Raw genomic sequence first — 20,129 nt, forward strand, 5'->3', positions numbered from 1 at the left:
ACGGGGTCCAACTGGTTTCTCAGGGTTTCGACGCCCGCGACAGCGCCTGAAACAATTGCGCCTTGCGTAAAGGTTTGGCAAGAAAGTCATCCATGCCAGCCTCAAAACACGCCTCGCGGTCGGACTCGAATGCATTGGCAGTCAGTGCAATGATATGCGGCTGGACGCCCCCGATCATCCGGATCTCCCGCGTTGCGGCAAGCCCGTCCATCTCCGGCATGGACATATCCATCAGAATCACGTCCGGCATTGTTTCTCGGACCAGGTTCACCGCCTGCACGCCATCATTGGCAAAGCGAAGGTCGATAGGTTGATGCAAGAGATATTTTTGAATCAACAACCTGTTGGTCCCGTTGTCCTCGGCAACGAGCAGGCGCATCCCGGGATGTATCGTCGTGATATCCTGCAAGGGTGCGGTCACAGCAGTATCGTCAGCGTGATCGAGCAGAAGCGTCAGGTCAAACTGCGCACCCGGCGGAGGCCGGGGCGAAAGCACAAGATCGCCGCCCATGCGCCGCGCCAGCAATCTTGAGATCGACAGACCCAAGCCCGTCCCGCCAAAGCGTCGCGTCGTGGCCGCGTCAGCCTGTGCAAACTGGCCGAAAATATGGTCCGCATTCGCCGGGTCCACGCCTATGCCGGTATCGGTTACATTCACGGTTAACAATATTCGATTCTCGACGGTTTCCCATGATGTCCGGATCGTTACACCGCCTTTCGAGGTGAACTTCAGCGCATTGCCAAGCAGATTAACCAGAATCTGCCGTACGCGGCCTCTGTCTCCCAGCACGGTCTGGGGCAAGGGAACGTCGTGGCAGATATCCAGGAACAGCCCTTTTTCCCGCGCCTGTACACGCAGCAGGTCCGTTGCCTCACGGATGCAGGTGGCGAGCGAAAACTGTTCAGCGCAAATGCTCATCCGGTCGGCATCCAGCCGTGAAAAGTCAAGCACATCGTTGACGATCTTCAGCAGTGAAGCGGCGGACGAACGAATCGTCTCCGCGAAGAGTTTCTGGTCCTTTGACATGCTCGTTTCAGCCAAAAGCTCTGCCATGCCGATGATGCCATTCATTGGCGTGCGGATCTCATGGCTCATGGTTGCAAGAAAATCCGCCTTGGCGCGCGCACCATCTTCGGCTGCAAGTTTGGCTTCCGCCAGTAATCGTTCCTGCTCTTTCGCGGCAGTTATATCGCGTTCGATCGCAACGATCGTTTCCACGCCGCCCTCGGCGTTGAGAACCGGCACGATGTTTGCCTCGACCCAGATCAACCGGCCGTCTTTCGTCGCGTTCAGCACCTCTTCACGGCATGGCAAGCCGGCGGCTCTTGCCTGTGCAATTCGTTGGCAGGTATCGGGATCGGTGTCGGGTGCGTTCAACACATCTGCCGGCGTTTTGCCAACTGCATCCTCAAGCGTATAGCCGGTGATCCGCGTGAAAGCCTCATTCACCCAGAGAATCCGTGAGTCAGCGTCAGACAAGATCACCGAATCGTTGGCATGCCGCGCCACCAGAGACAATTGGCTTGCCTCGCGTTCCTTGAACGCCAGATCGTGGCCAACGCGCTCTTCGGCCAGTTTCCCCAACAGCAACGCGCGACTGTGCGACGCTTCGCGGTCATGCCCGGCCACGATAAAGCCGATATAGCTGCGCACCGTGTATAGCAGCATGATCGCCGCCAGAATGTCATATCCATGACGCGGCACCCACCCCCCCATCCGCGCAATATCAATCGCGAAATGGCCAAGCAATGTAAGGGCGTAGACGGTCAGGCGTACTTTGGCGGCACCGGGATGAAACGGGTAGACCATCCCGGCATTGATTGCCGCACCAGTCAGATATGACAATGCGACCAGACTGGCCTGACCGGGAGGGGCCGCAAAGTCCGCCAGGGTAACACAGGACGCGATCGTTACGGCCTGAAACCCTGCGGTCACGCTTGATCCTCGATAGGCAAGCTCGTAGGCCGATTTATCAACAAGCCGATCTGGCAGCTTGCGAAGATACAGGCAGTCCACCGCCTCTCCCATCAGGGCGAGGAAGATTGCCAACAGTCCTATGCGCCAATCGCTAAGCACGACCAGCGTTGCCGCACCGGACAGAGTCAACCAATGACGGGTGACAAAATGGCTGACGCGCCCCCGGGCATAACGCGCGAGCAGCCCAGCCGGACTGTTGCGCGCGTCGAAGGCGGCGAGTTGCCGTTCCGTGTGCAGAACGGGTTGAGACATTGCAGCATCCGCTCCTGTTTCTGACGCTCAGAAACAGCTACGCCCAGCAAGTTAAGAAAACGGCAAGAACGATGTTACCGTAAGGTCACGCCAGCGGCGGTCATGCCCGCAAGCGCCGCATCCAGAGAGCCATCCAGATCAATGCCGCGACAGGCCGACTTGGCCACGACGACATCAAACCCCCGCCCCGCCGCATCGACCGCCGAGAAGTTCACGCAGAAATCCAGCGCAAGCCCAACAAGCGTCAACTGCTCTATCCCGCGCGAGCGCAGATACCCCTCAAGCCCGGTTGAAGTCTCATGATCATTTTCGAACAGGGCCGAATAGCTGTCAATCTCGCGGCGAAACCCTTTGCGAATGATCAGGTCGGCCCGGTCGACATTCAAATCGGCATGAAATGCAGCGCCATCTGTGCCCTGTATGCAGTGATCGGGCCACAGCACTTGTGGACCATATGGCATCTGGATCAGGTCCAGCGGCTTTTTCCCCGAATGCTGGCTGGCAAATGATGAATGGTCGGCCGGGTGCCAATCCTGTGTCAACACAATGGCGTCAAAGTCATCCATCATTGCATTGATCGGCGCGACAATTTGGTCGCCGCCATCGACGGCCAAGGCACCGCCGGGACAAAAATCGTTCTGGACATCAATGACTATAAGCGCGTGCATGTCGTTAGCCTCTGCTTGGGATCGCCCCATGGGTAGGACGCGCGCGGCGGGCGGTCAACGGGCTGCGCCATTTGTACCTCTTGATAGCGGCGCGGCGCAGGCGTAAATCGCCGCCATGTTCACTGTCGCCGCCCTTTATCACTTCACCCGTTTTGCGGATCCCGCTGGCATTCTGGGTCCGTTGCTGGACCTGTGCCGTGCAGAGCGTATCACCGGCACCTTGCTGTTGGCGCATGAGGGTATCAACGGCACAATCGCCGGGCCTGCACAGGGTATCGACGCGGTATTGACGCATCTGCGCGCCCTGCCCGGCTGTGCCGATCTGGAATGGAAACTCTCGTCCGCGACCAAGCAGCCATTTGCGCGAATGAAAGTGCGCCTGAAGCGCGAGATCGTGACAATGGGCCAGCCCAATGTCGATCCGAAAGCGCGCGTTGGCCATTATGTGCGCCCGGAGGATTGGAACGAATTGATCCAAAGCCCGGACGTGGCCGTGATCGACACCCGCAACGACTATGAGGTTGCGATCGGCACGTTCGAAGGCGCGGTCGATCCGGAAACGGCCAGTTTTCGGGACTTCCCTGCGTGGTGGGAAAAGAACAAAGAGCGGTTTCACAACAAGCGCATCGCCATGTTCTGCACCGGCGGCATCCGCTGCGAGAAGTCCACCAATTATCTGTTGGGACAAGGCGTACCAGAGGTGTTTCACCTCAAGGGCGGCATTCTGAAATACCTCGAAGAGGTGCCGGAGGCTGAAAGCACCTGGCAGGGCGAGTGTTTTGTGTTTGACGGACGGGTTTCGGTCGGGCACGGCCTGCGTGAAGGCCCGCATGAACTGTGCCATGCCTGTCGTCGCCCGATCCTGCCCGAGGATCGCACGCGCCCGGAATACGAACACGGCGTCTCCTGCCACCATTGTGCGGACGAAACCTCAGCCGACGACAAGGCCCGCTTCCGTGAGCGACAAAAACAGATTGAACTGGCGCGGGCGCGCGGTGAAACCCATCTGGGTGGTGAGAATAGCGTCTGAAGCGCAGGCCGGAAATTCATGGTCTGAAGACAATCGTCGCATTCCCCCTTTCCGTACTATCTTTCGTTGCCGGATGACACAAACGCTTTGGCGGCCGTCATGGACGCGACGGGCCGTCATGGCATAATGTTGGCCAGGAGACTGCCTGATAAAGGCACGTCTTGAGCGAATGAAGTTTTAATTTGACACCTGAATTAAACTGACCGACTATCCCGGTCAGACGCCGGGAGGGGCATGATGTATCTAGGTCTTGATTTGGGCACGTCCGGAATTCGGGCGTTGCTGGTCCACGCGGATGGCAGCGTTGCAGGCTCCGCCGAGGCGACCTACCCGATCTCTCATCCCCAACGTGGCTGGTCCGAACAGAACCCCGCCGACTGGGTGACGGCCTGCAACGGCGTTGTGGCCGACCTGCGCGCGGCACATCCCGATGAATGGGCGGGGCTCAAGGGCATCGCGGTGGCAGGCCAGATGCACGGCGCAACCCTGCTTGGTGCCGATGATACCATGCTAAGACCCTGCATCCTGTGGAACGACACCCGCAGCTTTGCCGAGGCCGCCGAACTGGATGCACAGGCCAACCTCCGGGCGCTGTCCGGCAATATCGTCTTTCCCGGCTTCACCGCGCCGAAATTGCTTTGGGTCGCGCGCAATGAACCGGAGATTTTCGCGCGCATCGCCAAGGTTCTGCTTCCCAAGGATTACCTGACCTTCTGGCTGACCGGAGAGCATGTTTCCGAAATGTCCGATGCGGCCGGCACTGCCTGGCTGGACGTGGGAAAGCGCGCATGGTCGCAGGACCTTCTGGACGCCTCAGACATGCGGATGGACCAGATGCCCCGACTGGTTGAAGGTTCTGAAATGGCCGGTGCTTTGCGCGGATCACTTGCGCAGGAGTGGGGGATCTCGCATCCCGTTGCGGTGGCTGGCGGCGGCGGCGACAACGCCGTGGCCGCTTGCGGCGTGGGTGCGCTGTCCGAAGGCGACGGGTTTGTCTCGCTTGGCACGTCCGGCGTTCTTCTGGCCGCCAAGGATAGCTTTTCCCCGATGCCCGAGACGGCGGTTCATACCTTCTGCCATGCCATCCCCGACACGTGGTATCAGATGGGTGTGATCCTTGCCGCGACCGACAGTCTGAACTGGCTGGCGCGCAATCTGGGGCAGGACGCAGCGACACTGTCAAAGGCGCTTGGAGACCGGATCGAAGGCCCCGGCAAGACACGCTTCCTGCCCTACCTGTCGGGCGAACGCACGCCACACAATGACAGCACCATCCGGGGCGCTTTGCTGAACCTCGACATCTCGCACGGCCCCAAGGAACTGACGCAGGCCGTGATGGAAGGCGTCGCCTTTGCCCTGCGGGACAATCTTGAGGCGCTGAAGACGACCGGCACCAGGCTTGAACGGGTGCTGGCCATCGGCGGCGGCGCGCAGTCCCCCTATTGGGTAGAGCTTTGCGCGACGCTGCTGGACCTGCCCATCGACCTGCCCGCGAAAGGCGAATTCGGCGCGGCAATGGGTGCTGCACGGCTGGCGCAATGCGCGGCCACCGGCGTACGCGCCCAGGATGTGATGTCGGCACCCGACGTGGCCCGCACCATCGCCCCCCGAAGCGATCTGAAAGCCGCGTATGAAGAGGCCTATCAATCCTTCCGCGCCACCTATCCAGCCCTGAAGGATCTGCCATGACCGCCGGCTTTTTCGACGCCATTGCCCCCGTTGCCTACGAGGGGCCAGACAGCACCAATCCGATGGCCTTTCATCACTACAACCCTGACGAATTGGTGATGGGCAAACGGATGGAAGACCACCTGCGCTTTGCCGTCGCCTATTGGCACAGCTTCGCATGGGAAGGTGGCGACCCTTTCGGCGGGCAGACGTTCATCCGGCCCTGGCATCCACAGGATTCAATGGCCAACGCGAAATCAAAGGCCGACGCCGCGTTCGAGATGTTTCGCATTCTGGGTCAGCCGTATTTCTGCTTTCACGACGCTGATGTCCGACCCGAGGGCAACAGCTTTGCCGAGAATCTGAAGGGTCTGGAAGAGATCACCGACTATTTCGGCCAGAAGATGGAAGAGACGGGCACCAAACTGCTTTGGGGCACGGCCAATATGTTCAGCCACCGGCGCTGGATGTCGGGGGCCTCGACCAACCCGGACCCGGACGTTTTTGCCTTCGCCGCCGCCACGGTCAAAAGCTGCATGGATGCCACCCAAAAGCTGGGCGGGCAGAATTACGTCCTCTGGGGCGGGCGCGAAGGGTACGAGACGTTGCTCAACACCGATCTGGGCCAAGAGATGGACCATATGGGCCGGTTCCTGAACATGGTTGTGGATTACAAGCACAAGATCGGCTTCAAGGGCGCAATCTTGCTGGAACCCAAACCGCAGGAACCGTCGAAGCATCAGTATGACTATGACGCGGCGACCTGCATCGGATTCCTGCGCAAATACGGGCTGGAAAATGAGGTGAAGCTGAACCTTGAGCAGGGCCACGCGATCCTTGCAGGGCACAGCTTTGAACACGAGATTACGGTGGCTGCGTCCGAGGGGATGCTGGGGTCGATCGACATGAATCGCAACGATTATCAGTCGGGGTGGGATACGGATCAGTTCCCCAACAACGTGCCGGAGGTGGCGCTGGCCTATTACCACATCCTCAAATCCGGCGGTTTCACCACCGGTGGCACGAATTTTGACGCCAAGCTGCGGCGTCAATCACTGGATGCCGAGGATCTAATCGCCGGACATATCGGCGGGATGGATATTTGTGCGCGCGGCCTGAAAGCCGCAGCAGCCATGCTGGAAGATGGCGGCCTGGAAGACGCGCTGACCACGCGATATGCCGGATGGCAGACCGAAAGCGCGCAAGAGATGCTGAACAGCGACCTCGGCACGATCTTTGATCGGGTGCTGGCCGAGGACATCAATCCGCAGCCACGCTCTGGCCGTCAAGAGATCCTTGAAAACTACGTCAACAGGTTCGTCTGATGGCAACGGGGCTGGACATCCCCGCCGGGCAAATTCGCCGCCACGTTCTGCAAAGCGATGTTGCGCAGGTGTCCGTGTTGTCGCTTGGCTGTGCCGTACAGGATTGGCGGGTCAGCCATGATGGCGGTGAAGTGCCGGTGGTGCTGGGCTATGCCGATCCGGCTGGCTACCGGGCCGGTGCCAATTGCATGGGCTTTGTCGCCGGGCGGGTCGTCAACCGCATATCCGGTGCCAGCTTCGTCTTGAACGGTGAAGAATGGTCGCTCACCTCCGCCGATCCGGCATACCAGTTGCACGGTGGGCCGGGCGGGCTGAGCCGTTGTAACTGGACGACAGAGGCAGATGGCACCCGCGCCGTTCGTCTGACATTGCACTCGCCGCATCTGGATCAGGGCTATCCCGGTGCGGTGGATTTCGAGATCACGATCTCGCTCGACGGACACCGCCTGACCTATGACATGCAGGCGCGGCCCGACCGGGAAACACCCATCAATCTGGCGCATCACAGCTATTACAACCTGATGGGCGCTGGCCCTGTCAAAGACCATCTGCTGAGGATAAACGGCTCAAACCACACGCCCAACGGGCCGGATCTGGTGGCTTTGGGCCATACAGCGGCTGTCGTGGGCACTGTCTATGATTTCCGCGATGCGCGCCCCGTTGGCATGGCCGACCTGGATGGCAATATTGTTCTGGACGGCGGCAACGGTCCGGCGGCGGAAGTCACGGCGCCCAACGGGCTGCGGCTGAGGATGTGGACGAACCAGCCCTGCATGCAGGTCTACAACAGCGTCACCCTGGCATCACATGGCACGCCGCTGCCCGGTCAGGAACACTTGCGCTACACCGGGCTTTGCCTCGAAGCGCAAGGCTTTCCAAATGCGCCCAATGTGCCAGAGTTTCCATCCATCCTGTGCAGCCCGGTCACTCCCTACCATCAGCGCACGGAGATCGAGATCGCGCCGCAAAGGGCAGCAACCTAAGCCGCGTTTTGCGCTGCAATCTCGCGGAGGGACATGTCTGCGACCTTGTCGATGGCATAGGTCGCAGCCCCCCCCGCCCACATCAGATCACCCCATTTATGCGACAGGATCTCTGGCGGCGGCTGATCTATCTGCACGATGGACCGGCGGGCATCTGCCAGCACGTCCTCTGCAAAAAGGTGGTCGAACTGCATGCGTTCGCCCGCCAGAATGATCAACTGCGGGTCAAAGATGTTGATGAGATTTGCCAACCCCATGGCAAATATCCGCCCAGCATGATCGACGATGTGCCGCGCCTTCGCATTGCCATCACGCGCGGCGGTCAGCAACGGGCCTATGGCTTTGTCGGCATCGGCTTGAGGAAAAACAAGCCCGGCAGACTCCGCCTCTCGAAGCAATGCGTAATCCGCCACGTAAGCCTCCAGGCAGCCCCGTTGTCCACAGCGACACTTCGCACCGTCCAGTTGCACCTTTGTGTGGCCGAACTCTGCCCCACAGCCCCGCGTCCCGCGATAGAGTTTCCCGTCCAACACGATGCCCATGCCGACACCCGCTTCGATCGTGACAACAATGAAATCGCGATAGGCCGCACCCGGTCCGAAATACATCTCGGCCACGGCAACCAGATTGGCATCGTTATCGGTAAAAACCGGCAAGCCAAGCTCTGCCGACACAATCGCGCTGATCGGCTGATTGCGTTCGGTAAGAGACGGCGACCAGTACACAAACCCGCGCGACGCATCGACCACACCGGCCATACCCAACCCGACAGCCGAGAGGTCAGCGAACGACAGACCTGATGCATCCAGCGTCCGCTCTAACGCTTGCTTCAGGGTTCGTGCCAACCCGGTTGCGGCCAACCTGCTGGCCGGAAGACGTTCGGTGTATTCCCCCACGATCTTTCCTGCAAAATCCATCAACACAATGGACAGTGCCCGATTGGCGACCTTCACCCCTGCCACCAGATGCGCGGCACCACGCAAGGCCAGATCAACACGTGGACGGCCACGTCGCGCATCGCGCTGATCGTCGGCGCTTGCCACTTCGCAGATCATCCCCTGATGAAGAAGCTCTGCCGTGATCGTCGTCACGGTGGCCTGACTGATGCCTGTGCTCCGCGCCAGATCAATACGGGCAACGCGGCCCGCACGGCGGATCGCATCCAAAATCGTTCGTCTGCTGCGTTCTCTTTGTTCCTTGGCCATCCGGGCGATGCCCCCTGAGGATCGGATAGGAATTCTGTCTCACCGTTGACCTGAATATCTTGAATTCAGGCACCGGATCAGTATCGTGGCAGGGTAGAAACTATTCCGCAAGAATTAATTTTGTTTGTCAATTAAATGGCACGCGCTGGTGAAGGTCTTGCATTCACCCGTTCAGACCCAAATCTTTCATCGCGTTGCGTAAAGCGATCTGGAACACCTGATCTTGTGGCGATTGCGCGGTCTCGGGACGTCGCATCAGGCCGACAGGCCCGCGCATCATCGACGTGTCCCAAGGCAATGCCACAAGATGACCGTCGGCGATCTCGTTCGCGACCACCCCGGCCGAGATGATCCAGATGGCATCCGACCGTCGGGTAAAAACGCGCCCGAAGGCACCAGAGACAGTCTCCAGTCGCTTGTCGATCCGCCCGATCCCATGACTGATCAGAAATCGTTCCACCAGCGGACGAATGGCGGATCCCTGTGAGGGATAGATTACCTGATATTCGGGAATCCGTGGCAGTTCTGGTGCCGCAAGAAGCGGATGACCGGCGCGCACGATGAAGCGGACCTCTTCGTTATACAGCTGCGTGAAAGAGATGTTCTGCATCGAGTCTGACGGACCGAGCCGGCCGATGACAATGTCCAGATCACCACGCCGCAAGCGGTCGATCAAATAGCCGTGCGGACCGTCCATGATCTGTAGCGTTGTGCTGGAAGACAGTTCCGCGAAATGAGTCGCCACTGCCGGCATAAGCCCTGCCGCGACAGACGGTAAGGCGCCCACTGCCAGTCGCGCCCGGCCCTGCCCGGCCAAGTCCTCGACCCCCGCCACCGCCTGCAGCAACGACGCAAGGGACATCTCTGCAAAATGCAGAAACACGTCCCCATGCCGAGTCAACGAAACGCCAGCGCGGCTGCGCGTCAGAAGTGGAACGTTCAAGATCTCTTCCAGCTCTTTGAGGGTCTTGGAAATCGCGGGTTGTGTCAGGTTCAACTTTTCTGCCGCGCTCTTCATGCTGCGAGCGCGACAAATTTCAACAAAACACTGAAGATGGCGGATCTTGATGCGACGGTCGAGCATTTGGTTTCCATTTTTGGCAATCAAAGCAGACAAAACATCATTTTACATATTTCAATCAATCATTAATATGTCAGCATGCAAGACAGGCTAGGGAGGGCGAAACATGCGCACGCAAGTTGCCATCATTGGGGGCGGTCCCTCGGGCCTTCTGCTTTCACAACTGCTGCTGCGCCGGGGCATCGACACGGTCGTGCTGGAACGCAAGTCCCGCGAATACGTCCTGGGCCGCATCCGCGCGGGCGTCCTTGAAACAGGCATGGTCGGCTTGATGCGCGAGGCAGGCATTGCCGACCGGATGGACAAGGAAGGGATCATCCACGAGGGCACCCTGCTGTCCTTCGACGACGAAGAGTTCGAGGTCAACTTCACCGAACATACCGGCACGCATGTGATGATCTATGGTCAGACCGAGGTCACACGGGATCTGTACGATGCGCGCGAAGCGGCGGGCGGCAAGATCGTCTACAATGTCGAGAACGTGGTCATCAACGACGCCGACACCGAAAAACCCTTTGTCACCTACGAGGTGGGCGGCAAATCCGAACGCATCGAGTGCGATTTCGTGGCGGGCTGCGACGGGTTTCATGGGGTCAGCCGCCGAACCATTCCGCATGACGTGCGGCGCGACTATGAAAAGGTCTATCCTTTTGGATGGCTGGGCATCCTGTCGGAGACGCCCCCGGTCAATGACGAATTGATCTACGCCAATTCGGCGCGTGGTTTTGCGCTGTGTTCGATGCGAAATGCCAATCTCAGCCGGTATTACGTTCAATGCCAATTGGAGGATTCGCCCGACGACTGGACGGATCAGCGGTTCTGGGACGAATTGCGCAGCCGCATCCCCGCGAAATATGCCGACACGCTGGTCACCGGACCGTCGATTGAAAAATCCATCGCGCCCCTGCGATCCTTCGTCACCGAGCCGATGCGCTGGGGGCGGCTGTTCCTGTGTGGGGACGCTGCACATATCGTGCCGCCCACCGGTGCCAAAGGACTCAACACCGCCGCATCCGATGTGCATTATCTTTATCAGGGGTTGATGCAGCATTACGAAGAGAGCGACCCGGAAGGGATTGACCGTTATTCCGAACGGGCGCTTGCGCGGGCCTGGAAGGCCGAACGGTTCAGTTGGTGGATGACCACGCTGCTGCACCGGTTCCCCGACCAGACCGCATTTGACCTCAAGATACAGCGCGCCGATCTGGAGTTTCTGCGATCCAACCGCGAAGCACAAAGCGTGATGGCACAGAATTATGTAGGCTTGCCTTACTGAAAGAGGATGAACATGGTTGATCGCTACGAAAAGGGCATGACGGTCCGAAAATCCGTTCTGGGCGAGGCGCATGTTAATCGTGCCGAGGCGGCAAAGACCCCGTTTGACGAAGCCTTCCAGACGCTCATCACCGAAGCTGCCTGGGGCACCGTCTGGGCCAGCGACGGGATCGGAGACCGGGAACGATCTATGCTGACCTTGGCTTTGTTGGCAGCATTGGGCAATTTCGAGGAGATCCCCATGCATATCCGCGCGACGACTCGTACGGGTGCCAGTAAGACCGACGTTTTGGAAGCATTTCAGCATGTGGCAATCTATGCTGGCGTCCCGCGCGCCAACCACGCTCTGAAACTTGCCAAGCAAACCTACGCAGAGATGGAACGGGACTAAGCTTCAGGCCGCACCGAACAGCCTGATTGCAGAAGGAAAACGACAGATGAAGAAACCCGCAGAGTTCTACCAACGCGACCTTGGGCGTCACCCGCCGGCCTATTCCCCCATCTACAAGACCAGCGTGGCCCGCTCACCGCAATATCCGTTGATCAGCCTGCAAAACTCGGCCTCAGAAATCACCGGGCCTGTGTTCGGGCATAACGACATCGACCCGATCGACAATGATCTGATCCTGAACTACGCACAGCCCGACGAGATGCCGATAGGCGAGCGGATCATCCTGCACGGGCGTGTTCTGGATGAAAACGCCCGCCCGATTCCCAATACGCTGGTCGAGATCTGGCAAGCCAATGCGGGCGGGCGCTACCGGCACAAGAAAGACACCTATCTTGCACCTATCGACCCAAATTTCGGCGGCTGCGGCCGGACCATGACGGACGAGGACGGGTATTACTACTTTCGCACCATCAAACCCGGTGCCTATCCGTGGCGCAATTTTGTCAACAGCTGGCGGCCTGCGCATATCCATGTGTCTGTGTTTGGCACCGGGTTTGCCCAGCGCCTGATCAGCCAGATCTACTTTGAGGGCGACCCCCTTATCCAGACCTGTCCTATGGTCAAATCGATCCCCGACCCCGACGCAGTCGATGCCCTGATCGCCAAATTGGACCTGAACGGCACCATTCCGCTGGACAGCATCGCCTACAAATTCGACATTGTCTTGCGCGGACGACGGTCCACCCTGTTTGAAAACCGACTGGAGGGGAACTGACCCATGCCCCAACAATTGAATTATCTTCGCGAAACGCCGTCACAAACCGCTGGACCCTATGTCCATATCGGCCTTGCGCCTGGATCCGCAGGCTTTGACATCTACCGCGAAGAACTTGGCCACGACATTGCCGGGCCGAACGCCAAGGGCGAACGTATTCGAGTCGAGGGGTTGGTCATTGACGGCACCGGAAGTCCGATCAAGGATGTACTTCTGGAGACATGGCAGGCGAATGCGGATGGCATCTATGCCCATCCCGAACATCTTGGTGCGGTCGAGGATGGCTTTCGCGGCTGGGGGCGTGTCATCACTGATTTCAATACTGGCGAATGGGGGTTTGACACCATAAAGCCCGGTGCTGTCATGGGACGAAACGGGCAAATGATGGCCCCGCATATAAACCTTTGGGTGGTCGCGCGCGGCATCAATGTCGGACTGAACACACGGATCTACTTTTCGGACGAGGAAACGGCGAATGCGGCCGACCCGGTGATGAATATCATCGAATGGGAGCGCAGGCGGCAAACGCTGATCGCACAGCGCAGCGAACCTGACGGCAAGGCCGTCTATCGTTTCGACGTGCAGATCCAGGGCCAGAACGAAACCGTCTTCTTCGATATTTGACACATCCGGGTGCGCCCCTTCTTGGCGGCCCATAAACAAATACTGGACCAAAACATGACCAACCCCTGCATCATCTGTGTCGCGATCACCGGATCAGTACCGACCAAGAAAAACAATCCCGCCGTTCCGATCACGATCACAGAGCAGGTGGAAAGCACCCATGCCGCCTTCGAGGCAGGCGCGTCTATCGCCCATTGCCATGTACGCAATGATGACCAGACACCGTCCTCTGATCCCGAACGCTTTGCGCGGCTTCTTGAAGGCTTGCGCGAACACTGCCCGGGAATGATCGTGCAGCTATCCACCGGCGGCAGGTCCGGCACGGGCCGAGAGCGCGGCGGCATGCTGTCACTGTCGCCCGACATGGCGTCGCTATCTGTGGGATCTAACAACTTCCCCACACGGGTCTACGAAAACGCACCGGATCTCGTCGCTTGGCTGGCCTCTGAAATGATTCGGTATGAGGTCACCCCGGAAATTGAGGCATTTGATCTTAGCCACATTCTGCACGCCATCCGTATGCACGATGAAGGACTGCTTTTCGGAAACCTCTATGTCCAATTCGTTATGGGGGTGAAAAATGCTATGCCTGCCGACAAAGAGGTGTTCGATTTTTATGTTCAAACAATGAAATCGCGCTGTCCGGATGCAAACTGGTGTGCTGCGGGAATTGGCCCAAACCAGATACGGGTCAACGAATGGGCAATCGCCGCGGGCGGCCACACGCGAACGGGTCTGGAAGACAATATGCGTCTGGACCGGGATACACTCGCGCCATCAAACGCCGCGCTGGTCGAACGGGCCGCCAAGCTTTGCGAAAAATACGAACGGCCAGTCGCAACTTGGCAACAAGCACGCGAAATTCTGCACCTTCCAACCAAGAGTGGATAGGTTTTGGATGACCTACCACGTCCCAATACCGACGTAGCGGCCAGCCAACCGATCTTGCGCTGTCAGAAGTTACAGGACTCCACGTTCAAGAAAGCCAGTTTGATCTGCCGGCAAACTGGCTTGCGGAACAAGAGCTTCCGCTTTTTCGTCGAAACCTAGCTCCAGCAGGCGTGCTCTAATCTCTGACCGGCGACTTTCGGACAGACGAGCTATCTCTTGCTCTTGCAGAAAAAACGCCATCTCCAGGAAATTGCGAGTGCTACCAGTTGTTGTCGCATTACCGACGACTTGAGAGAGAAGTGCCTCTTTATCTGAGACTGACAAGTCCTCAGAATTGCGGATCTCCGCGACTGCTGATTTGAATTCACCCTCATCGGTCCGTAATGATACAAGGAGTTTGGCCAATGTTTTATCCGGAAGTGAGCCATCATATTCTTTTAGGAACGTTTCCATAAGCGATGGGTCGATCGCTTCCTCATATCCACCATCTTCCTGAACTTCCTGAGGGATTGATGCCTCGGGACCATAATCCTGAAATCTAGTTGAGTCGGCTGCTGCTGCTTCGATCTCCAAGCTTACCGTTTCGTAATTATTATTCTTTAACACGTCGGCCAAGGATTCAGGCTTCGGCTGTGCTTTTGACAAAAACTCATCTAGCTTTTCGGCAATATTATTTCTGGCATTTACGCGCAGTGCTGCCGACAGTCGCGGCCCAATCAATTCCCGAAGATGTGGCGAAAGTGACTTGAATTGCTTGAGAAACCCTTCAGGCGAAACTAGGGCTTCAGGCTGACCCCCTGAAATGACCACGAACGCCAACTCGGCCAACGCTTCACAACCGACGGTGGTTTTCGGCGGAAGCCCACCTGCCCAACTATCAACGTCCAGAAATCTAAGCGTGGGCGCATATTTTTCACGAATCGTCGCATCCACGAGTTTGAGTATTTGTCGCGCTTCCTGAGGCAACCCGAAGTAGATGTAAGAACGGGCCATTTGTTCCGCTACATCGCGCGACACCTCGCCATCGTCGCCTATGAGCTTCGACTGAAGAGATGCTATTTCAGTGCCAAACCCATTGGACTCCAGCATGGGGCGGAGCTGAGCACCGCAATCAAAACGCTCTTCTTTATTGGTTTTGATGATGTGCGGTGCCACGGAAAAAGATGCCCTGTCAGCTTCAGAGCCATGCGGCCCTGTCGAGAGGTGCGGGACAATCTGCGCTGACCTGGTGTTTTCCGAGTATGTCCCGGCGCTCGCCGTAAGATATCCTTGCGACGCTTTCTGCATTATCGCATCAACGATTCCAGAAAATGCGCTATCGCCAACCTCGACAACGTCACGTTCCGACGACGTTTCTACAGGTGTTGCTTCGCTGGCAACCTCGTGTTTCAAAATAGTATCTATCCAGAAATCATTGAGAAAACCACGATTGACGGGTTTTACTTCAGTACTTGACGGACCTTCGGGAGCAACATCCACAACCACAATCCGAGGCCTGTACTCGAAAGCTGTTGCCACGCAATCGCAGTTCAGCAGCAATTCTATGCGTCCCTTAGCCGGCAGCACATTGACCTCGCCGATCCTCTCGCGCGTAATCTTGAGAAAAACCTGATCAAGAACTGCCTCGTATCTTTTTCCGGGAAACACGATTGAAACTTTGCGTTTGTCTTGTTCCAGTTGCCACCCGGATTTGTCAGGCAAATATAGGACAAGCCGGGTAAACGTTCCGTGCTCACCCGATTTGATGGTTATGGTCTCTGCGCTGGAAGGTGCGGCAAGAACACAAAGCCAGAATATCACAAACAGATACTTCATGCAGCGTCCTTCAGGCCGCGCAGGGCTTCTTCCAGTTCATTGTAGCTGGGCCGGATATGATCAGGCGCATTCTGGCGTCCGACCTCGATGCAATTGATTGTCGAGTGATTGTGGAGGTTGGCAATCAGGACTTCGCGGATGAGATGATAGAAGTGGCTGTCTTCTTCGACCACAGCTTTTACTTTCGACGCGAAAGGCGCGACAAGACCATAAGCAAGAAACACGCCAAGAAATGTCCCGACCAAAGCCCCACCGATCAATCGTCCGAGCACCTCCGGCGGCTGGTCAATCGAACCCATGGTCTTGATCACGCCGAGAACCGCAGCGACAATACCCAATGCTGGAAGACCATCAGCCACGGTTTGCAAAGCATGGCTGGAGTGCAACGCGTGGTGTTGCGAAGCTTCCATGCGTTTGTCCAGCACCTCTTCCACCTGATGCGGGTCGTCGTAATTCATCGACGCCGAACGCAACGTATCACAGATAAGGTTCACCGCTTCCTTGTCAGCAAGTATCTTTTCATATTTTCCGAAGATCGTAGAAGATTGCGGGTCTTCCACATGTTCTTCGATGGCGACAGGATTGCTCCTCGCCAAGCGGATCAACTCATAAAGCAGGCACAGAAGATCACGGTAATCCTCCGGCTTCCATTTCCGGCCTTTAAAGACCTTCGAGATGTCCTTGAGTGTATGCTTGACCGCTGCGCCATCATTGCTGATCAGAAATGCACCAACCGCTGCCCCCCCGATCATCATCATTTCGAACGGGAGAGTTTTCAAAATGATCGCCATCTTACCACCGGCGGCAAGGTAGCCACCAAAGACCATAGCGAAAATCGTGATGATGCCGATGATACCAAACACGCGATAAGCTCCTGCTTCTGGATACCGGAGACGTTAAAACGACGGTTGTTAAGATAGTCCTTCTTCGTGGTGTCTCTTGTGCTCATGGCGGTCGAATTTACATGGATTTTTCTTAAATATTGGCCAATCCATCACCACCTCGCATCGGCGCGGTCAAATCAGCCATAGCTTCTTGGTGGCCTATCAAACTGTCATAGAGTGCGCTGGCAGTCGGCAAACACCAAACAGCAACCCGAGCAGAACGGCACTGAACGTGGTGGTGACATCTTGCATCGGAAAAGCACAAGGACACCGCTTCTAACAAATGGTGCCCTTGAACAGTGATATCGGGAGGCCAGGTTTTTACGCTTTGCGGAGCCCCATACCCCAGAATGCGGCCTCCAGTTGTGTTGCGGTTGTGAACCGTTTTTGCAACTGCGACCACCGGGGGGAGGTCTCGGGCGCGGGGCCCAGTCGCCGCGTCATCGCTCCGTCGATCATCTGGCCAAGCCGCGTCATCGCGGTTTGGTATTCACTGCCGTTATAGGTGTCGATCCATGCGCGATAGGGCGTATCGGGCGCGGCCTCTACACCAAGCCGCGTGCCGATTTCGGCGTACCCAAAGCAACATGGTGCCAGTGACGCCAGCAGATCCAGAAAGTCGCCCTGTAACCCTGCATCCATGACGTAGCGCGTATAGGCGATGTTCTCGAACTCTTCCACCGCGTTGAAAAGGGTGACCTCGTCAATGCCTTCTGCGGCACAGGTCTCAATATGCAGGGCCATTTCGTGATTGACGAATCCATTGACTGAACCAGCGCAGACTTTCATCTCTTCCAATGTTTCGGCCTTGACCACCCCTAGGGACCAGGCGCGCGAAAAATGCACAAGAAAGACGTAGTCCTGTATCAGGTAATGCAGGAAAGCCGCGCGAGGCAACGTGCCGTCGCGCAGGCCGTCGACAAAAGGGTGATGCGTATAGCTACGCCAATCATCCGCGCATCCGTCCCGCAACAGGGCAACGGTGCGACCATGTTCCAATCCACTCATTAGACTGTCACCTCGATGGTGGTGTCTGACAGTGTTCTCATGGGTGCAGTCCTTTGAATTTTGCAAAGTGATGGGTTGGGCCGTGGCCCGTTCCGACCGTCAAGTCATCGGCATGGGCAAGAGCGGACGCGACATAAGCCTTGGCGGCGGTGACGGCGTCGCGCAGGTCCAATCCCTGCGCGAGCTGTGCCGCCAGGGCGGCAGACAGTGTACACCCCGTGCCATGGGTATTGCGGGTCTTGGTTCGTTGCCCTTCAAACCAGGTCACACCATCCCGCGTGACAAGGCAGTCCGGGCTTTCCGGTGCCTCCAGATGCCCGCCCTTCATCAGGACGGCAGCTGGCCCCTTGGCGATAAGCGCGCGGCCTTGTTCTTGCATGGCGGTCCGATCTGCAGCGATCGAAGCACCCAGAAGATGCGCAGCTTCGGGCAGATTGGGCGTCAGAAGCCTGGCCAGTGGTAAAAGCTGCGCCCGCAGCACAGATACAGCATCGGGCTGTAACAAGGGTGCGCCGCCCTTGGCGATCATCACGGGGTCCAGCACAATTGGAGCAGTACAGTCTCGCAGCACCTCGGCGACAGCGGCGGCAATGTCGGCATTGGCAATCATGCCAATTTTAACCGCATCCACTCTGATGTCCTCGAACACCGCTTTGATCTGCGCTTGAACGAAATCGGGCGGCACCAGATGAATATCACTGACGCCTTGCGTATTTTGCGCCGTGAGTGCCGTGATCGCAGCCATGGCGTAGGCCCCATTGGCCGAAATCGCCTTGATATCTGCCTGTATGCCCGCGCCCCCTGATGGATCCGACCCGGCAATGCTAAGCACGTTTGCGATCATGCCCGGCCCTCCTGAAAGCTAAAGGCACGCGCCGCTGCCGCGACATCGGGCTGCCCACAAATGGCGGACACGACAGCCAGACCATCAGCACCGCTTTTCAGCACGGCACTTGCGTGTTCCGCTTTCAGCCCACCTATGGCGACGGCAGGAAGCGACGAGAGCGCGACAAGACGCGCCAACCCATCAAACCCGATAGGTGCGGCATGGTCGGTTTTGGTCGCCGTGCCGAAAACCGGGCCAAGACCAAGATAGTCGACTATGGAGGGATCAGCCCCCTGCACAGTCTGCGCCGTCTCGCAGGACAGCCCCAGAATCTTGTCCGGGCCAAGCCGCGCGCGGGCCTGCGCGGGCGTCAGATCTCCCTGTCCGATATGCGCCCCGTCTACATCGGCAGCGACGGCGGCATCCACGTCATCGTTGATCACCAAAGGCACGCCGCTGCCCGAAAGAGCCTTTTTGATCGCGCGTGCCAGCTCTACCCGTTCGTGTGTTTGTGCGGACTTGTCACGCAACTGCACCATGCTGACACCGCCCGATACTGCGCAACGCACCGTATCGATAACCCCACGCGAGGCGCAAAGCTGCGGATCGGTGACAAGGTAAAGCCGAAGGCTTTTGCGCAGGACCGTCATGCGACAACCACTTCGTGCAGGTCGTCGGGCTTTACCGCCGCCAACGCGTCGAGGAAATGCACTTGGAAGCTGCCGGGGCCACTTGCCTGCCTGGCCGCCATGCCGCCGGCCACTTTAAAATGTGCCAACGCGCCCAAGGCCGCGTCAAACGCCGGTCCGACGGCTGCGTACGCCCCCATCAATGCTGTCAGCGAACAGCCCAAGGCGGTCACCTGCGGCATGATCTCCGACCCGCCTGCGACCCGTGCCGTCCGCGTGCCGTCGGTGACAAGATCCACAGGACCGGTGATCGCGACAACAGAGCCGAATTTCCGTGCCAATGCTACACCCACAGCTTCAGCCGCTTCGACAGCATCGCCGCTGTCGGCCCCCTTGCCGGATCCCGCCTCTCCAGCGAGGGCAAGGATCTCTGAGGCGTTTCCCCGCAGGATCGTCGGACGCAAGGACAGAATGTCCTGCGCGACCCCTTTGCGGTAGTTGCTGACGAAATGCGCAACCGGGTCGAAGACCCACGGAATATTGTGGGTGTTTGCCGTCTCGGCTGCGGATATCATGCCCACGACCCAAGGGGCAGACAATGTTCCGATGTTAATTGTCAACGCCCCGGAAATCGGCGTGAAATCCGTGATTTCTTCAACGGCATGAAGCATGGCAGGCGACGCGCCGGCAGCCAATACAACGTTGGCGGCGATGTTCATCGCCACATAGTTGGTGATGCAGTGTACAAGCGGGCTTTGCGCGCGAAGCGGAGTCAGAATATCTGTCACAGTCATTGCGGCTCTTTCAGGTTCTGGCGAAAA

19 protein-coding genes are annotated in these 20,129 nt (G+C 58.0%); 9 read left to right on the top strand and 10 right to left on the bottom strand.

Features of this window, described 5'->3' with window-relative positions:
* Positions 1-19: 19 nt before the first annotated feature.
* Positions 20-2,230: a PAS domain-containing hybrid sensor histidine kinase/response regulator gene (locus tag B8991_RS04585; RefSeq protein WP_084350755.1), complete on the bottom strand. Its 2,211-nt coding sequence runs from the start codon at positions 2,228-2,230 to the stop codon at positions 20-22.
* Between the two features lie 74 nt (positions 2,231-2,304).
* The gene (gene pncA / locus B8991_RS04590; protein ID WP_084350757.1) at positions 2,305-2,898 is read right to left on the bottom strand and encodes a bifunctional nicotinamidase/pyrazinamidase; all 594 of its coding nucleotides are present in this window, start codon (positions 2,896-2,898) and stop codon (positions 2,305-2,307) included.
* A 115-nt stretch (positions 2,899-3,013) separates the two neighbouring features.
* On the opposite strand from pncA, the gene trhO reads away from it, so the two are divergent.
* The 4 genes from trhO (at position 3,014) to B8991_RS04610 (ending at position 7,904) form a co-directional block, all read left to right on the top strand.
* Positions 3,014-3,928 (top strand): oxygen-dependent tRNA uridine(34) hydroxylase TrhO, encoded by a 915-nt coding sequence (gene trhO / locus B8991_RS04595; RefSeq protein WP_084350759.1) that lies wholly within the window; start codon positions 3,014-3,016, stop codon positions 3,926-3,928.
* 237 nt (positions 3,929-4,165) lie between these two features.
* Positions 4,166-5,617 carry a xylulokinase gene (xylB, locus tag B8991_RS04600; protein WP_084350761.1) on the top strand — a complete coding sequence of 484 codons (1,452 nt, stop codon included), beginning with the start codon at positions 4,166-4,168 and terminating at the stop codon, positions 5,615-5,617.
* Positions 5,614-6,921, top strand: a complete 1,308-nt coding sequence (gene xylA, locus B8991_RS04605) for a xylose isomerase (RefSeq protein ID WP_084350764.1) — start codon at positions 5,614-5,616, stop codon at positions 6,919-6,921. The genes xylB and xylA overlap by 4 nt, the downstream gene beginning before the upstream one ends.
* Entirely contained in the window at positions 6,921-7,904 is a 984-nt protein-coding gene (locus tag B8991_RS04610; RefSeq protein ID WP_084350766.1) for an aldose epimerase family protein, read from the top strand. The genes xylA and B8991_RS04610 overlap by 1 nt, the downstream gene beginning before the upstream one ends.
* On the opposite strand, the gene B8991_RS04615 is transcribed toward B8991_RS04610, so the two are convergent.
* Together B8991_RS04615 and pcaQ are read right to left on the bottom strand one after the other, a co-directional pair.
* Positions 7,901-9,109 (bottom strand): ROK family transcriptional regulator, encoded by a 1,209-nt coding sequence (locus tag B8991_RS04615; RefSeq protein WP_084350769.1) that lies wholly within the window; start codon positions 9,107-9,109, stop codon positions 7,901-7,903. The genes B8991_RS04610 and B8991_RS04615 overlap by 4 nt on opposite strands.
* A 163-nt stretch (positions 9,110-9,272) precedes the next feature.
* Positions 9,273-10,193 (bottom strand): pca operon transcription factor PcaQ, encoded by a 921-nt coding sequence (gene pcaQ, locus B8991_RS04620; RefSeq protein ID WP_084350771.1) that lies wholly within the window; start codon positions 10,191-10,193, stop codon positions 9,273-9,275.
* Between the two features lie 103 nt (positions 10,194-10,296).
* Between pcaQ and pobA the strand changes: the two genes are divergently transcribed.
* Genes pobA through B8991_RS04645 form a run of 5 tightly spaced genes read left to right on the top strand, consistent with a single transcriptional unit; the run spans position 10,297 to position 14,146 of the window.
* Positions 10,297-11,466 (top strand): 4-hydroxybenzoate 3-monooxygenase, encoded by a 1,170-nt coding sequence (gene pobA / locus B8991_RS04625; RefSeq protein WP_084350774.1) that lies wholly within the window; start codon positions 10,297-10,299, stop codon positions 11,464-11,466.
* A gap of 12 nt (positions 11,467-11,478) precedes the next feature.
* Positions 11,479-11,856, top strand: a complete 378-nt coding sequence (pcaC, locus tag B8991_RS04630) for a 4-carboxymuconolactone decarboxylase (protein ID WP_084351158.1) — start codon at positions 11,479-11,481, stop codon at positions 11,854-11,856.
* Positions 11,857-11,902: 46 nt separating this feature from the next.
* Positions 11,903-12,631 carry a protocatechuate 3,4-dioxygenase subunit beta gene (pcaH, locus tag B8991_RS04635; protein ID WP_084350776.1) on the top strand — a complete coding sequence of 243 codons (729 nt, stop codon included), beginning with the start codon at positions 11,903-11,905 and terminating at the stop codon, positions 12,629-12,631.
* Between the two features lie 3 nt (positions 12,632-12,634).
* A complete protein-coding gene (gene pcaG, locus B8991_RS04640) occupies positions 12,635-13,255 on the top strand; it encodes a protocatechuate 3,4-dioxygenase subunit alpha (protein ID WP_084350779.1) in 621 nt (206 codons plus the stop codon).
* A gap of 54 nt (positions 13,256-13,309) precedes the next feature.
* Entirely contained in the window at positions 13,310-14,146 is an 837-nt protein-coding gene (locus tag B8991_RS04645; RefSeq protein WP_084350781.1) for a 3-oxoadipate:acetyl-CoA acetyltransferase, read from the top strand.
* Positions 14,147-14,215: 69 nt separating this feature from the next.
* On the opposite strand, the gene B8991_RS04650 is transcribed toward B8991_RS04645, so the two are convergent.
* From B8991_RS04650 to thiM, 6 genes are all read right to left on the bottom strand, one after another.
* A complete protein-coding gene (locus B8991_RS04650) occupies positions 14,216-15,961 on the bottom strand; it encodes a hypothetical protein (RefSeq protein ID WP_084350783.1) in 1,746 nt (581 codons plus the stop codon).
* On the bottom strand, positions 15,958-16,824 hold the full coding sequence (gene motA / locus B8991_RS04655; protein ID WP_084350785.1) for a flagellar motor stator protein MotA: 867 nt from the start codon (positions 16,822-16,824) through the stop codon (positions 15,958-15,960). The genes B8991_RS04650 and motA overlap by 4 nt, the downstream gene beginning before the upstream one ends.
* A 342-nt stretch (positions 16,825-17,166) precedes the next feature.
* Entirely contained in the window at positions 17,167-17,853 is a 687-nt protein-coding gene (gene tenA, locus B8991_RS04660; RefSeq protein WP_084350787.1) for a thiaminase II, read from the bottom strand.
* Positions 17,854-17,890: 37 nt separating this feature from the next.
* Entirely contained in the window at positions 17,891-18,697 is an 807-nt protein-coding gene (gene thiD, locus B8991_RS04665; RefSeq protein ID WP_084350789.1) for a bifunctional hydroxymethylpyrimidine kinase/phosphomethylpyrimidine kinase, read from the bottom strand.
* Positions 18,694-19,329, bottom strand: coding sequence for a thiamine phosphate synthase (gene thiE / locus B8991_RS04670; protein WP_084350791.1), 636 nt, complete (start codon positions 19,327-19,329; stop codon positions 18,694-18,696). The genes thiD and thiE overlap by 4 nt, the downstream gene beginning before the upstream one ends.
* Entirely contained in the window at positions 19,326-20,102 is a 777-nt protein-coding gene (thiM, locus tag B8991_RS04675) for a hydroxyethylthiazole kinase (protein WP_084350793.1), read from the bottom strand. Before thiM ends, thiE begins: the two co-directional genes overlap by 4 nt.
* Positions 20,103-20,129 lie beyond the last annotated feature (27 nt).

The organism is Primorskyibacter flagellatus (genome assembly GCF_900176485.1).
Lineage (GTDB): Bacteria > Pseudomonadota > Alphaproteobacteria > Rhodobacterales > Rhodobacteraceae > Primorskyibacter > Primorskyibacter flagellatus.